Source organism: Nocardia sp. CS682, assembly GCF_004634405.1.
Lineage (GTDB): Bacteria > Actinomycetota > Actinomycetes > Mycobacteriales > Mycobacteriaceae > Nocardia > Nocardia ninae.
In genome coordinates this window covers 6,435,887-6,451,169 of record NZ_CP029710.1, presented here as the reverse complement: position 1 = coordinate 6,451,169, position 15,283 = coordinate 6,435,887, and the positions used below count along the sequence as shown (strand labels likewise).

The following is a 15,283-nucleotide window of genomic DNA, read 5'->3' as shown; positions in this document are numbered from 1 at the left end:
AAGGTACGCACATGACGATCGACCACGATGTCACCCCTGGCGATACCTTGCGATCCGAACTCCAGGCGTTCCTGGACGGTCCGGGATCCGGTACAGCACAGCGGAAACTTCGAGACCGGCTCCGGTCAGCGCTGCCCGATGCCTACTTCGCTTGGCCCGATGGAACCACCCGGCAGGAGCGGCTGACCCTGGTGTACGCCCGAGCGAGGGACGCCGGTCGAGCGGCGCCGCCCGCCACGGCGCTGCTGGACGATCCGAACACCTTGTGCGCGCTCCTGTCCCGGGCCGCCGTCGCGGACCCCGATATGTTCCATATCCTGCTCGTGCACTACACGCTGGTGCTCGCGCCGATCCTGCGCTCCATCCCCGCCGGGCCCAGCGCGGGCCTGGCGGCCGTGCGGGCGCGCCTGGAGACGATGGATTCGTTCGGCTCCGCCCTGATGACCGAGAGCTCGCGCAGCAACAGCCACCTGCACCCACGCACGCAGGCCGTTTTCGATCCGGAGACCGGCGACTTCGTTCTGCACACCCCGGACGCGGACGCCAGCAAGTTCCCCAACAGCACCGGCCATCCGGGCGTTCCGAAGACCGGAGCGGTCTACGCACAGTTGATGGTGGACGGGACACAGCAAGGCGTGTTCGTGTTCATCGTTGAGCTACGTGGCGCCGACGGTGCCACGTTGCCGGGCGTGCAGATCACCCCGGCACCCGACTCCTTCGCGCTACCTTGCGATTTCGCGTCCGTACGTTTCGACAGGATGCGAATTCCCTTGCACGCCTGGCTCAGCGACGGTGCCACGATCGACGCCGAAGGCCGGTTCAAGGACACCACGGGCGATGCCGCAGGCCGTCTCGCACGCACGATGAGCATCGGGGCACCGCACGTGTGGCGCGGCGTTATCGCCGCCTGCGCCGGTGTCACCCAGGCATCGGCACGGATCCTGCAGTCTCACACCGCCAATCGCGTGACCATGGGACGACTGGCCCCCGAACAGGGGCTTATTCGCTACCGCAACCAGCAGGAAGCGGTGCTCGGTGCCTTGGCGGCGGCCTACGTACTCACGGTCCTCAGCAGGCACACGATCCTGCAGAGCACCACCGCGTCGGCACCGGCGCTCGGCGACGCGACCTGGGCACCCTGGTCGACGGTCGACAGTGAGCTCCCGCTGTTGAAAGCCTGTGCGACCCGTATCGCCTTGGACGCGATCGCCAGCTGCCGCACCCACTGCGGCGCCGCCGGTTTCGTTACGGGCAATCGCCTCAACGCTTTCCACGGCTTCGTGAACTCGTACTTCTGCGCAGGCGGAGACAACGAGCTCATCCTCATGGACACCGCGCACTCGATGACCGATACCGACCGATATCAGCCACCCGGCCGGCACCCGCGCTCGATCGAGGCGGCGAACCTGAGTGCACCGGAGAGCTGGGTGTCGTTGGCGCGCAATGCCGAACGTCATTTCCATCGTTGCCTCACCGCCCGCCTCGCACAGTCGCGGAGCGCCGGGTCGGACCAATTCACCGCCTGGAACGACAATCTCGCTCTGGCACAGGCGGCCGCAACCGCCCGAGCCGACCGGATTGTCCTCGAGCTGCTGCGCACCGCATACGACGGCGCACCCTCGCCCGTTCGTCGGCTGCTGCGCCTGTACGCGCTGACCTGGATTCAGCAGAACGCCGGGCTGCTGGTCGAGCAGCGTCTCGTCCCGTCGCCATTGCTCGACCATGTCTGGCAGCACCGCCGTGCCCTCTGCGACGAACTGGTGCCGGATATCGCCGACCTCGCAGCCGCCTTCGACCTCCCCAACTCTGACGCGATCTTCCCGCACCGCCGCAACAACCCGACCGAACCCACTTCAGGAAGTCTCCGATGACAGTTCGAACCGCCTTCATGTTCCCTGGGCAAGGCTCGTATATACCGGGGGCATTGCACCGGCTTATCAACGAATTCCCTGCTGCCCGAGCCGTATTGGACCAGATCGATGAGGTATGCGTGGAGCTGGGACACGCCCCCGTTTCGCGACTGCTCGTCGACCCCGGCGCACCATCGTTGGACGACCTGGTAGCGGATCAGTCGGCCGACCTCGATGCGGCGCTGTTCGCGAGCAATATCGTCACCTTTCAGATCCTGGTGGCCATCGGCCGGCATGCGGATGTCGTGCTCGGGCACAGTCTCGGTGAAGTGTCGGCGTTCACGGCTGCCGGTGCGCTCACCGTGCCGGACGCCGCCCGGCTGGTCTTCAGCAGAACGACGGCGTTGCAGAGCAATTCGATCCCGTCCGGCGGCATGCTGGCACTGTCCGTCGGTAGTCACCGCGCGGCGCACCTGGTGGATTTCGTCGCCGAACCACGCGTTGCCGTAGCGGTGGACAACGGACCGGAACAATGCGTCATCTCCGGGCCGGACGACGGCCTTACCGATGTCGAGCGCGTCGCCGCCGCCGTGGGTATCCGAGCGACTCGGCTTCGCGCCATCCAGCCCTTCCACAACAGACTGCTCCTCGATGCCGCCGACGACCTGAGCAGGGCCTTCGCCGACATCCCGGTCACGGAGCCGAGAATCCCGGTCTACTCACCGGTTCTGGGGCGATACGTCGGTTCCGCCGATGACATTCGATCCTGGGTCGGCGGTCATCTGACCCGGCCGGTGCTGTTCTACGACGCGCTGCTGCGGCTGTACCGCGACGGCGTGCGCTGCTTCCTCGAATCGGGCGGCCGGAACACGCTGACCAGGTTGGTGCCCGCCTGCCTGCCCGCAGCCGCCCGCACGGTCACGCCGCTGCGGCGGCGCTGTTCAGCGGCGGAGTTTCGGCAGGCGGTCGAATCGCCGGAGCCGGGGCCGCCCGATTCGGATGTCGCCGACGCGGCGCCGAAGCGCGCCGACACCGACGGCCAGACATCGAACGGCAAGCTGGCGGCATCGTTCGTACCGGTGCCGGTAGCGGTGCCGGAACGCAGCGCAGAACCGAAAAGTAGTGCGCCGGAACCATCTCCCGCGCCGGAACACAGCGTCACACCGGAGCCCAGCCCTGCCGCGGCCCAGACCACCGGACTGCCCGAGGCGGCCGACCTCGTCGCGCAAATCCGCGAGATATATGCAGACACTCTCGGCTATCCCGCCGAGCTGTTGGACGCGGATGTCGACCTGGAGGCCGACCTGGGCATCGACTCGATCAAGCAGATCGAAGCGTTCCGATTGGTGCGGCAACGGTTCGGGTTGCCCGAACCGTCCACCGAGATTCGAGTGACCTCCTACTCGACCCTGGCCGAGGTGGCCGAGCTACTGCGCAGGCTCGCCCACCAGGATGGCGCGGCTGTCGCGCACAGCGAAGGTGTGCCGCGATGAACGGCGAGTTCACCGGAAAGATCGCGGTGGTCACCGGTGGCGGCAAGGGGGTGGGGCGGCGCATCTCGCGGCGGCTGGCCGGACAGGGCGCGCATGTCCTGGTCAACTACTTCCATTCCGCGGACGATGCCCGATCGACCCTGGCCGACATACTCGACGCAGGCGGCAGCGCTGAGCTGCTGCACGGCTCGGTGGCCGACGCCGAGTCCGTCCGCGCGATGTTCGGGAAGATCGCCGATCACCATGGCGGACTGGACATTCTGATCAACAACGCCGCCCGTGGGACGCTCGCACCGCTGGGCACGCTGCGCGACAACGACTGGACGAAGGCCTTCGCGGTCAATCTCGACGGCAGCAGGCGTTGTGCGCAGGCCGCGGCTGCCCTGATGGCCGGACGCGGCGGCTCGATAGTCAATCTGTCGTCCATCGGTGCGGGCCTGGTCATCGGGAACTACGCGACGGTCGGGGTGAGTAAGGCGGCCGTCGAAGCGCTCACCCGCTATTTGGCAGTGGAATTCGCCCCTGACGGGATCCGGGTGAACACCGCGTCGGCCGGCTTGATCGATAACGCCACCGGTGATCTCTTCCCCGACAGCGCCGAATTCCAGCGGACGGTGCTGGCGGCGACCCCGCTGCGCCGGCTGGCCACCGAAACCGACCTCACCGAAATCGTGTTGTTTCTGGCGTCGGATCGCGCGGCATTCATCACCGGACAGGTGATTCTCGCCGATGGCGGGCTCTCGCTCGGCTCAGCGAGCTTGTCGCCACCCGCCGTACCAGCGCAGTCCGCCGCGGCGGCGCGGCGTGCTGATCCACCGGTAGACGTGGCGGTCTCGGCACTGCCGACCGATGATCCGCCGCCGGAACCGCCCAGCTCCGATGATCAGCTCGTCGCTGTGGTCGGTACCGGCCTCGGCATCGCGGGTGCCAGCAGCCCACAGGAATTCTGGCACCTGCTGGCGCAGCCGGTATCGGTCTTCAATGAGCCCGGCGACCGGTTCGCCATCGAGAACTTCCACGCGTCCGACCCCGCCGCCGTCGACCGTACCTACTGCCGGGTCGGTGGCCATCTGCACGACTTCCATCCCCATGCTGCCCTGGCGGCCGAAGAAGCGAACGATGGCCCGATCCTCGACGAAGCCACCCGCTGGCTTCGGCACAGCTTGCTGCAGGCCAAAGATGGTGTGCACCTTGCCGAGACGGACCGTTGCGCGGTCTACATCGGTGCCTGGCCGGGCGGCAGCCATACCCTGGCCGAGTATCTGGTGACCGAGGTACTGGCCGAGGCCGCAGGCGAGCAGACTCCACTGCGCGAACTGCTCAGTCGGCGCTACCCGCGGGCACGCGCGGGCCAGCCTGTCCTTCCCACGATGGTGGTGCGCGACGCCATCGCCGGACTCGTCGACTCGGTCACCGAGGCCATGGTGATCGACACCGCGTGCGCGTCCTCGCTGTACGCCATCGACTTCGGGGTCAAGGCGTTGCTGGCCGGCGACTGCGACGTCGCCTACTGCGGCGGGTTCGAGGTGTTGAATCCGACGGTGGCGGTGATGTTCGCCAAGCTCGGTGGTCTGTCGCGCCGGGGTGCGGTCCGTGCCTTCGACGCGACGGCCGACGGCACGTTGTTCAGTGATGGGGCCGCCGTCGTGACACTCAAGCTGCTTGCGCGCGCCCGCGCCGATGGTGACGAAATCCTCGGCGTGCTGACCGGATTCGGCGCCGCCGCCGACGGTCGAGGGAAGGCGATCGCGGCGCCGAACCCAGCGGGACAACGACTGGCGATCCAACGTGCCCGCGAGATCAACGACACAGCGCCCGAGGATGTCGACTGGATCGTCGCGCACGCCACCGGCACCACCGCCGGGGACCGCGCGGAACTGCGGACGCTGGCCGACCTGGCTCCCCCGGACGGATACCCGTGTAGCTCCAACAAGGCGGTGGTCGGCCACACCGGCTGGGCCGCAGGCGCGGTGTCGCTGATCCATGCCACCGAGGCACTCCGCGAAGGGCATATTCCCGGACAGTTCGGCTTCACTTCCGCACCTGCCGATGTGCAGCAGGACCGCACTCGTATATCGGCCGAGGACAGCGAGTTCCGGGCCGACGCGCGGCGGCCTCGGACGGTGGGCATCTCGGCATTCGGCTTCGGCGGCACCAACGGTCACCTCCTGCTCACCGATCGCCCTAGCAGCGGTACGGTTCGATCCGCCCGCCCGGCGCGTACCGGTGAACTGGCGGTGGTCGCCTGGAGCGCCCACCTGCCGGGCAACCCCGACCGTGCGCGGATCCGCGACTGGCTTCGCGGCGACGCGGCGGCCCCGCAACGTTGCTTCAGCGTCCCCTACCCGGCACCCACTCCGGCCGAGATACGGCTGACGCCGAAGACGATCGCGACGATAGATCGCTGTCATCTGATGGCAATTCAGGTCGCGGACGCCTTCCTTCGCGACCACGGAGAGCTGTGGGACGACGTCCGCGATGCGACCGGAGTCATCACCGCGCACACCGGCATCCCGGTCGCCCTCGCTGACGCGTTCACTCGCACCTACGCCGACGACGTGCTGAGCGCGGTCGCGGAATCCGATGCGGCCGAGACGCTCACCCCACTGGTCGAGTCGGTCCTGGCCACGGTGCGCGAGCGGGTACCCCCGTGCAACGAGGACACCTACGCGGGCGTGATGACCAATGTCATCGCCTCCCGCATCACCAGCAGGCACAACCTGCGCGGCATGAGCGTGGCCGTGGACGCGGGCGAAGACTCCGCGATGGCGGCGCTGAGCACGGCCCGGCGGTATCTGCAGACCGGGGATCTGAAGCTGGCTCTATTACTGGCGCTCAACGGTAACTCGGGTAATCAGCTCGCCGACATCCTCGGCAGGCCGCCGGAGCAATTGTCCGAGGGTGCTTTCCTGATTGCGCTGGCCACCGCCGAGGAGGCCAGACGGCGCGGCTGGCCGATCGCGGCATTGGTGCGTTTCGATCGCGCCGAGCCGGGCAGCTCCCCGGCTGCCCGCGAACACGGTGGCGCACAGGATGATCGGCCGGAGCACCGGGACTATCTCGGGGCCGCGGGAGCGGTCGAACTGCTCCGTGCCGTCGAAGGGTCGGCCGGAACCGCGGAAATGTTCCTGCCGAACGGAGACCGGGTCCATGTCGCGACCGGCTCCTCCGGGCCGGTTACCCGCCGGGCGGGGCGCCTCACCCGCCGATATGTGCCCACATTGGCCGCGGCGCCACTCGACGGGCCGGTAGCACTACACAGCACGATCCCTGCCGGGAGTCTGGTCCTTGTGGACTCCGCCGAGTCGGCGCGACTGGTGCGCGACGAGTTGGCCGGGGTGGAGGCGACGATTCTGGCTGCCGACGTCGACGATCCGGCCGACGACCGGGTGCAGACCATGATCGATCGGGCGAATCCGGTACTCACTGTGATCTGCGATTGCGGCGCGGCCGTCGAACCGCGTCCGACCCCGGACCACACCGCACTGCTACGTCTACATGATCTTACTTTCCTTGCGGCTCAGCGATTGTGGCCGCGCTGGACGGACGAGAGCGCGCTGACGGTGTTGCTGCCCGATCAGCCGGCAACGGGCCTGCCGCACCCGTACGCAGCGTTGTTCACCGGCTTGGTCAAGAGCCTGGCATGGGAACGCCCCGGCGCGCCGATCTGCGCGGTACTCACGGACGCGCCGCAGGCCGCTGCCATGCAGTTGCTGGCTCTCGAACGACGGGCGGCCGCACCGGGATCGGTGGTCTGGCATCTCGACGGTGTCAGGCACCACGAAGTCCTCATCCCTGAGCCGGTTTCGGCCGCAGGTCCGGAGCTACCCATCACCGACGATTCCGTGCTGCTGGTGACCGGTGGGACCGGTGGGCTGCCGGTCGCGATCCTCCGAGCGCTCAGCGAGCAGGTCGAGCCGAAGGTATGGCTGCTCGCCCGCACCGATCCGACCCGCACACCCGAGCACGTTCCCGCCGCCGACGGCGCCGCACCTGCCGAGCTACGCGCCGAGCTCATCAGGCAGCTTCGCGAGGCCGAGCCGGACATGCCGATCCGATCCCTCGTGCATCGGGCCGACCAGCAGTTGAAAAGCGTTGCCCGCCATCAGGCTTTCCAGGAACTAGCGGAAAGGCTCGGCGCGCGGCACCTGCACTATCGGCACTGCGACGTACTGGACCGTGATTCCGTGCGCGCCGCGGTCGACCACGTCCTGGCGAAGGAGGGTCGGGTGGATCTGGTGATCCACGCCGCCGGATTGTCCGAACCGGCACTGCTGACCAACAAGTCGTTCGGCAGCTTCCGAAACATCCGGGATACCAAGGTCATCGGATACCAGAATGTGAAAGCGGCGCTCGCCGAGCATCCGCCGGCGCGGTGGTGCAACATCGGTTCGGTGGCGGGCGCGATCGGGCTGCCCGGGGATACCGACTACAGCGCCGCCAACGACTTCCTGGCCGCGTGCGCGCGCAGCTCCGACGACCACGAGTTCACCCTCGCCTTCCCGCTCTGGTGGCAAACCGGACTACGCGCCGACCAAGTGGACCGCGCATACCTACGGCGCCAGGGACAGCTCAGCGCCATCACCACCCAGGAAGGGACCCAGCTTTTCCTGGACGAACTCGGATCGGGTACCGGCTGCGCGGTATTTCTCGGCGACAACGAACGCGACATGCTCAGGGCCGGGCGACCGCACAGCCTGGCCGAGGACCGGGATTCGAGCGACGAATTCCTCGGCGAGCCGATCGAACTCACGGAGACGAGAGGGTGCTGGCACTACCGGTTCGACCGTGTCCGGGACGGCTATCTGACCGATCATGTCGTGGACCGTAAGGCGACAGTGCCGGGCACCCTCATGCTGGAGATCGCGGCACGCGCGGCAATGACGTTACGGCCCGACGTCATTGTCCTCGGCTATCGCGATACCCGATTCGAGGCCTTCATCAAACCATTCGCCGGCCGCCGAAATACCGATCTGCACATCACGGCCGTGGTCGGCGAGACCGGGAAAGAGCCGGCGCCATCAATATTCGTCGAACTGAGCTCCGAGGTCGCCGCCACGAACGGCGGAGCGCCGGAGCCTCGGCGGCGCTATTTCCGCACCGAAGTCCTGCTGTCGGTGGGTGAGTCGGAGCCGGCACCACGCCGTAGGGACGCCACCGAGCTACTCGGCCGAGCCGTGCGCGATCCGTACTGTCAGCCCGATTCTCCGGTCCACATCGGTGGATTCTTCGACAACATCACTCAGGCCCGGGTATCAAATCAGCGGTCGACGGCCGCCTGGTCGCTACCGCCGGATCGGCCCGGTTTTCTCGAGCACATGCGTATCCCATGGCTGCTGCTGGACGCGATGTTGCGCACGTTCGCACTCGCCGCAGGCACCAATGGTGCTCAGCCGATCCTGGTGCCTCGCGGGATCGGTCGCATCGACCTGTCGCAGTGCCGGGTCAACGATGTCGGCCTCAACAACCGATACGGCACGGGCATTCAGCTGTTCGGCGATGTGAACGGAGCGGCCGCGCTGCGCGCGATAGCACCGGATGGGTCGATCCTCGCCGAAATGGCCGACCTGACAATGCATCACATGGGGACCGTCCGGCTCGACCCAGCTTCGTCGAGCCGCGTCGGTCACCCGTCAGAGCCGTAACCACGCCGTGATCGCATACCCCTCGGGCCGCACAGATCGTTATCGGCGCCCTGCCCCCGTATGCCCACATCGTGCGATGACACCATCAGCAGCGCCACCGTAGCCGACCCGTCCCCTGCACGTGCAGCTGAGAAGTCGACGACGATCGACCAAATATCCGCCACACCAATGTTTTTCGACTAGGCTACGTAGTCCGGCGGCAACGAGGAGCTACCCGGCAGGAGGGAGCATCCAGTCACGAACACCTGAGGAAGGGGTTCGGATGGTCGTGAACCACCGAGCGCTGCACGCGGGCGAGCGAATCGAGTTGCGCCGTCGTCGGCTGGGCCTTTCCCGTCGGGTGGTCGCCCAACTGGCCGGCCGCAGCGAGGAGTGGCTGCGCCAGATCGAGCGCGGCCACCGTCGCCTCGACAGCATCGAGATGGTGTATCGCCTCGCCGAAGTCCTGCGCTTCGATGATCCCGTCGAGTTGATCGGCTGGCCGTCCTCGAGTATTTCCAGAGCACGCGAAATCGGCGAAATGGGCCTGCAGCTGACCGCGCTCAACCGAGCCATCATGGACCATCCCTCGACGCAGGCGTTCGCCACGACGACCGTGGACTCGCCGCCGCCGCTGGCCACGGTGCGCGAGGCGCTCGAAGAATGCTGGCGCAGTTGGCTCGGGTCGAGTCATCGCTACACCGAAATCGCGACCCGGTTACCCGAAGTACTTGCGGCAGCACGGTCCATTCGCGCCGCCGCACAAGCCACGTCGGACGAACAGCTCGAGGAAGCGGGGCGGGTGCTGGCCGAGGCCTACCACCTGGCACGGTTCGTGCTGGCCAGGGTGGGCAATCACCAACTGGCGTGGCTGGTTGCCGACCGGCCCATCGGAATCCTCACCCAGCCTGCGCAACCCACCCTGGTCGCAGTCAGTTCTTGGCATGTCGCCAGCGCACTACTGGCGCTGGGCTACCCCGCGGAGAGCCGCGACTACGCTCTCGCCGCCGCCCGACGTCTTGCCACGGCCGAGCAGGTGCAGGCCGAAGGCCCCGTATACGGAGCACTGCAACTCTTGGCAGCAGAGGGGGCCTCCAGCGCCAACGACCTCGAGCAATCCGAGCGACTCGCGACCGAGGCCGCCGGTATCGCCGAACGTCTCGATGCGGAAAACCGCGTTCGCACAGTGTGGTTCGGTGTCCCCGAAGTCGCCATCACCGGAATGGACATCGCACTGCGACTCGGGCGCGTCGACGATGCGATCAAGCTCGCGGCCGACGTGCACCTTCCCGATGACGCCTCCGTCGATCTGCTTGCTCGCTATTACTTGACCACTGCCTACGCCTACGGCCGTAAGGGCGAAGACTTCGCCGCGATACTGGCGCTGCAGGGGGCCGAACGCGCCAGCCCGGAGGATCTGCGCTACGACTGGATGGCCCACCGCACCCTCCAGCGACTCGCCCGGCACGACCACCACCTGACCCGTCGCGATCTCACCAAGCTGCTCGCTGTCGCAGGCCTCGCGTAGCCGCGCCGGCACCGGGGAATACGCCGGTGAGTTTTTCGGCATAATCGGCTGGCACTTGGGTAGAACTCCGGTAAGGATCCCGTCAGTGGTTCATCGGCTTCAATGAGAGGTTGCCAATGGTGTAGGACACGCCACTATGTCGATAATGACGTCACATCGAAGGCAACAACCATACCGACTGACAGTTTCTTTCCAGCCGCAGTAACCGGCCATGGGGAACGGTTGCAATACGCACACCGCCCGAATGCTCCGGACGCCGGGCTATTCGGCGTGCGGAGCCACACTCGTACACATTTTCGCGATAGTCGATTGCCGGGAGGACTCGTGAGCAATACCCATCGACCGAAAACCGGGCCGCTGACGATCGGTGAGCGTCTCGAACTGTTGCGGCACAAGCACGGCCTGACGCGTCGTGTGCTCGCCGAACAGGTCGGCCGCAGCGAGGAGTGGCTACGCCTGGTCGAGTCCGGAAAAAAACCACTCGACAGCATAGCGATAGCTCTTCGCCTCGCCGAAGCACTGCACATCAAGGACATCGGCGAATTGATCGCGTTGCCACCGCAGATGACGGCAAGCAGTACCGAAGCAGCGAGCGGCCTCGCGGAATCCTTGGAACGCAGCATTATCGACCACCCGTCTATTCGAGCCTACGGATACAAAGGTACGATCACCTATTCCGTACCGGATCTGACCGGTCGATTGCGCCAATGCCAAGAAGACTGGAAGTATCTGCCGACGCGATACACGAGACTGGCGGAACGCCTTCCGACGATCGTATCCGGGGCACGCATGCTGCATTCGCTGGCGCAGGCCGAGAATTCGGTGCCGCGCGCCGATGAGGTCGGTATTCTCTTGTTACGCAGCTACCATTTGTCCCGCCGCTTTCTGACCAGGGTCGGCTCGCACAACCTGGCCTTCACCGTCGCCGACCGAGCGATGCTCGTTGCCGATCAGATGCGCAATAAGTGGCTGATCGCGGCATGTGCGTGGCATATCGGGCACGGCATGCTCGGGCTCTCGAATTTCCAAGAGTGCCATGACTATACGGCGGCGGCCGCCAAACGGCTGGCCGAGGTTCCCGACTCGGTCGACAAAACCGTGCTGATCGGAGCATTACAGCTACTGGCCGCGAAAGGGGCCGCCGCTGCCGGGGATGTCGCGGAATCGGCGAGGCTGACCGCCGCCGCCACCGACGTGGCACGGCAGTTCGATGCGGACCGTGAGTCCTTCGGTATCCCGTTCGGACCAGTCGAGGTCAAGATTGCCCAGTTGGAAATCATGCTCTGGGGCGGCGACTGTTCGGCGGCCGCCGAGCTCGCCGCAGAGCTGCATGTCCCGGAGGATCATCCCGTCGGTGGGCGAATGCGTTTTCACGTCGCGAGTGCGTATGCCTGCGCCCGCCGGAACAATTACCGGGGAGCGTCCTCTGCGCTCAGCAAGGCAGCCAGCGTGTGTCCCGAAGATTTCCGCTACAGCTCGAACACGCAGCGCACGCTGCGTTATCTCATCAAACAGGACAACCGGCTGGTCAGCCCTGATGTGCATCGCCTCGCCCGCATGGCCGGACTCCACTGAGCGGTTCGATCAATCGACCGGCGGTCCTGCCCGGCGACCGGACGGCAAGTCCGCGCCCCGGATTCGCCAGTAGATAACTGCTTGATGAATTCTCGGCGCTACAGCAACTTCCGTATGGAAATTTTGGGTAGCTTCACGGCATGGCAGCGATAACCGAGATGGTCGTCAGCGAACTGATCGGGCCCGACAGCCTGTCCGATCCCATAGCGCTTTATCGTGATGTCTTCGCGCTTCGCCCTGAGGACCCGGCCCCCAGCCCGAGGCTACTGACCGCATTGGCACACAATGGCGGCATCACGCTGGGCGCGCACCGGGAGGGAAAGCTGGTCGGCTTCAGCTACGGCTTTCCCGGATTGAACCTCGACGGTGGCGGACACATCGCGTCGGTGTACCACTACATGGAGCTGCTAGTCGTTCGAGCAGACCAGCAGAGCTCCGGAATCGGCCGAGCGTTGATGCAATTCCTGCGCGGCCTCTCGCTTGCCCGCGGGGTGCGCACCATCCAGTGGGCGTTCGACCCATTGCGGGCGGCAAACGCGTATTTCTATCTCGACGTCCTCGGCGCCCGCGGCTGCGGCTTCGCCCCAAACCTGTACGGCGTCGAGGAATCCGGACGCGACCGCGGCCACCGCACCGACCGAATCATCGCCCACTGGGAACTCGCCAAACCTGCCCACGACTGGCCACAGCCTCCATCGGGACTTATGCTCGGCCGTCCCGAACTGGATCCGCTGGCCGATGCCGGGGACATTCTGCTCGCCGTTCCCGCCGAGTACGAAATTCACTGTCCCACCGCAGCTGCCCTGGGTCAGCGGATTTCCGACACCCTCGGCGACCTGCTCACCGCCGGTTTCCAGACGGTGTCCTGCCGGAAGGCCAGCGACGGAACGTCGGTGTACCGGCTCGTCGCCGCGGCGCGAGAGCACCCGCGGTAGCCTCGCCGCTCGGATGCGCCGCGCTACATCGGCCCCGCCGTGTCGGCCAGCAGCCGGGCGGTGAGGGCGGGGACGCCCTCGCCGGTCACTCGCTCCAGGCCGGCCGGGCGACCGGTGACCACCAGCAGAAGGGCTTTGATCGGACCGCGGATCTCGACGCCGGCGCCATGTGACCAGTCGATGTCGGTGGCGCGCAACGCGAATCCGTCGAGGCGGTGTTTCTTCCAAACCGGCCAGCCGATCTCCGTCGCGGTGGTGGCGCCGGTCGCCGCCGCGTCGACCGGGAGCTCGATGGTGCGGCCCAGCGGGATGGCGATGTCCTGGCCGTGCACCATGGTGTCGAAGAGGATGTTGCGATAGTTGGTGGGGCCCGGCAGTTTTCGGGACGACGCGTGCGTGCGCAGCATCGCGACCAGCTCGGCGGGCGGGCGTTCGGCGGCGCGCACGGTGAGGTCGTCGATGAGCCGGTTGTAGTTCCCGTTCGCGCGCAGACCGGCGACGAACAGGGCGCCGAGTGACGGCGGGTGCGGCGTCAGCGCGAGGTGCGCGGCGACGTCGCGGATCCGCCACCGGGCGCACAGCGAGGGCAGCTCCCATTCCGCGGGTGTCAGCTCGGCGAGCACGTCGGCGATGGCGCGGCGCTGCTGTTCGATGACCCGCCAGCTGGCCTCGCGGTCGAGCAGCGGTGATGAATTCGCCGACATCGGGCACCTCCGGTAGCATTAGTCAGCATCACTGACTAAAATAGTCAGCGGATCGAACTATTGTCAAGGAGTGGAATGGCCGACGCCGAGCTGAACGCGGGGCTGCTGATGTTCATCGCGCACCGGTCGATGGAGGACCGGATCTTCGCCGAGCTGCATGCGGCCGGGTTCACCGACATCACCGTGGCGCAGGGCCGGGTCGCGCAGCGCATCAGCCGCGACGGCATCCGCCTTACCGAGCTGGCCGAGCAGGCGCAGATCACCAAGCAGACTGCGGGATTCCTGGTCGACCAGCTCGAGCGCGCCGGGTACGCGGAGCGGGTCGCCGACCCGACCGACGGCCGCGCGCGCCTGGTCCGGCTGTCCGAGCGGGGCAAGAAGGTGGCGGTGTTCGCGAACTCCATCGCCGACCGGATCGAGGCGGAGTGGGCCGCACACCTCGGGACCCGACGCATGCGCGAACTACGCGCCGCCCTCACCGCGCTGCGCGAGATCACCGACCCGTACGCCCATCCGGGAGGTGCGGCTGCCCGGCTCGGTAGCGGTCCCGCTTGAGCGGTTCCAGCGCTGACAAGAAGCGAAAGGTCTGCGCCGCGTCCAGACTTCACGGTGCGATTTCGTCGCGCGTGCAGCGCGGGGCGTCTTACCGAACTCCTGACAGGGAGGAGACTGGGCGCGTGGCGGACGGAATTCAGCTGATTGTGGTGGATGCTGCGAATGTCATCGGCTCGCGCCCGGATGGCTGGTGGCGCGATCGCGCGGGAGCGGCTCGAAGATTACTCGAGCAGCTGTCGGCTTCGGCGCTGCGACGCGAGCAACTCGTCGAGGTGGTCGTCGTGCTCGAAGGCAAAGCGAAGGCCGCGGATCCGTATGTGGATGGTGTGCGGGTGGTACCGGCAGCCAGCTCCGGAGACGACGCGATCGTCGACGTTGTCGCTGCGGCCGTCGAGCAGGACAGCACGCGGTCGATCACCGTCGTGACGGCCGATCGCGAACTGCGCGCTCGCGTCGCAGCACTCGGCGCGGACACCGTCGGACCCGGCTGGTTGCTGGACCGCGTCGGATAGCGAACCGACCAGTCCTCATCTCTTTTGGGAAGGTTGGCCAACGGCCCCATAACAATTGGTCCGCTGGGTAGTCCCCCGGTATGAGCGATGTATTCGAGGAACGTGGCCAGCCGTCCCTCGGGCGCGCCTCCCCCGAATTGCTGGCCGCCCGCGCGGTGATCGAACAGGCGAAGGGCGCGTTGATGCTGGTCTACGGGGTAGACGCGCAGCAGGCATTCAGTATGCTGCGCCGCCGTTCACAGGAGACCAACGTCAAACTGCGCGCGCTGGCCGCGCAGTTGATCGCCGAACTGCCTTCGCTGGACCTCGCGCCACCGGAACTCCGAGCCAAAGTGGACTATTTGCTGCACATCGCCCACCCGGGGGGCACCAAATCTTCCGGCACACCACCCGCCGAGCTCTGACCAGCGCCGACACCGGATCGGCGCGAAATCCGTTGGGACGTATCGGACAATCCGTCCGCGGACACCGGGCGAATCCCGCCCCCGATGCGATCCCCGGCGGCGC

Annotated in this window: 10 protein-coding genes; 9 read left to right on the top strand and 1 reads right to left on the bottom strand. The window is 66.8% G+C overall.

The window, feature by feature from the left end; all coding sequences use genetic code 11:
• Positions 1-11: 11 nt before the first annotated feature.
• From DMB37_RS28905 to DMB37_RS28880, 6 genes are all read left to right on the top strand, one after another.
• Positions 12-1,871: an acyl-CoA dehydrogenase gene (locus DMB37_RS28905; protein ID WP_167768969.1), complete on the top strand. Its 1,860-nt coding sequence runs from the start codon at positions 12-14 to the stop codon at positions 1,869-1,871.
• Positions 1,868-3,343, top strand: a complete 1,476-nt coding sequence (locus tag DMB37_RS28900; protein WP_135235369.1) for an acyltransferase domain-containing protein — start codon at positions 1,868-1,870, stop codon at positions 3,341-3,343. The genes DMB37_RS28905 and DMB37_RS28900 overlap by 4 nt, the downstream gene beginning before the upstream one ends.
• Positions 3,340-8,988, top strand: coding sequence for an SDR family oxidoreductase (locus tag DMB37_RS28895; protein WP_135235368.1), 5,649 nt, complete (start codon positions 3,340-3,342; stop codon positions 8,986-8,988). Before DMB37_RS28900 ends, DMB37_RS28895 begins: the two co-directional genes overlap by 4 nt.
• Positions 8,989-9,250: 262 nt before the next feature.
• Positions 9,251-10,495 carry a helix-turn-helix domain-containing protein gene (locus tag DMB37_RS28890; RefSeq protein ID WP_135235367.1) on the top strand — a complete coding sequence of 415 codons (1,245 nt, stop codon included), beginning with the start codon at positions 9,251-9,253 and terminating at the stop codon, positions 10,493-10,495.
• A 324-nt stretch (positions 10,496-10,819) separates the two neighbouring features.
• Positions 10,820-12,070 (top strand): helix-turn-helix domain-containing protein, encoded by a 1,251-nt coding sequence (locus tag DMB37_RS28885; protein WP_167768968.1) that lies wholly within the window; start codon positions 10,820-10,822, stop codon positions 12,068-12,070.
• A 140-nt stretch (positions 12,071-12,210) separates the two neighbouring features.
• A complete protein-coding gene (locus tag DMB37_RS28880; protein WP_135235365.1) occupies positions 12,211-13,005 on the top strand; it encodes a GNAT family N-acetyltransferase in 795 nt (264 codons plus the stop codon).
• A 23-nt stretch (positions 13,006-13,028) separates the two neighbouring features.
• Here the strand turns inward: DMB37_RS28880 and DMB37_RS28875 are convergent, their stop codons facing one another.
• A complete protein-coding gene (locus DMB37_RS28875) occupies positions 13,029-13,709 on the bottom strand; it encodes a maleylpyruvate isomerase family mycothiol-dependent enzyme (RefSeq protein WP_135235364.1) in 681 nt (226 codons plus the stop codon).
• 75 nt (positions 13,710-13,784) lie between these two features.
• Here DMB37_RS28875 and DMB37_RS28870 point away from each other — a divergent pair, with 75 nt between their 5' ends.
• The 3 genes from DMB37_RS28870 (at position 13,785) to DMB37_RS28860 (ending at position 15,180) form a co-directional block, all read left to right on the top strand.
• Positions 13,785-14,264, top strand: coding sequence for a MarR family winged helix-turn-helix transcriptional regulator (locus DMB37_RS28870; protein WP_135235363.1), 480 nt, complete (start codon positions 13,785-13,787; stop codon positions 14,262-14,264).
• 122 nt (positions 14,265-14,386) lie between these two features.
• Positions 14,387-14,776 (top strand): NYN domain-containing protein, encoded by a 390-nt coding sequence (locus DMB37_RS28865; RefSeq protein ID WP_135235362.1) that lies wholly within the window; start codon positions 14,387-14,389, stop codon positions 14,774-14,776.
• A gap of 80 nt (positions 14,777-14,856) precedes the next feature.
• Positions 14,857-15,180: an ANTAR domain-containing protein gene (locus DMB37_RS28860; RefSeq protein WP_135235361.1), complete on the top strand. Its 324-nt coding sequence runs from the start codon at positions 14,857-14,859 to the stop codon at positions 15,178-15,180.
• The last annotated feature ends 103 nt before the right edge of the window (positions 15,181-15,283 follow it).

Bases quoted from the DNA above. Each gene is read 5' to 3' on its own strand.
- DMB37_RS28905 (WP_167768969.1), top strand. From the start codon at position 12: ATGACGATCGACCACGATGTCACCCCTGGCGATACCTTGCGATCCGAA.
- DMB37_RS28900 (WP_135235369.1), top strand. From the start codon at position 1,868: ATGACAGTTCGAACCGCCTTCATGTTCCCTGGGCAAGGCTCGTATATA.
- DMB37_RS28895 (WP_135235368.1), top strand. From the start codon at position 3,340: ATGAACGGCGAGTTCACCGGAAAGATCGCGGTGGTCACCGGTGGCGGC.
- DMB37_RS28890 (WP_135235367.1), top strand. From the start codon at position 9,251: ATGGTCGTGAACCACCGAGCGCTGCACGCGGGCGAGCGAATCGAGTTG.
- DMB37_RS28880 (WP_135235365.1), top strand. From the start codon at position 12,211: ATGGCAGCGATAACCGAGATGGTCGTCAGCGAACTGATCGGGCCCGAC.
- DMB37_RS28875 (WP_135235364.1), bottom strand. From the start codon at position 13,709: ATGTCGGCGAATTCATCACCGCTGCTCGACCGCGAGGCCAGCTGGCGG.
- DMB37_RS28870 (WP_135235363.1), top strand. From the start codon at position 13,785: ATGGCCGACGCCGAGCTGAACGCGGGGCTGCTGATGTTCATCGCGCAC.
- DMB37_RS28860 (WP_135235361.1), top strand. From the start codon at position 14,857: ATGAGCGATGTATTCGAGGAACGTGGCCAGCCGTCCCTCGGGCGCGCC.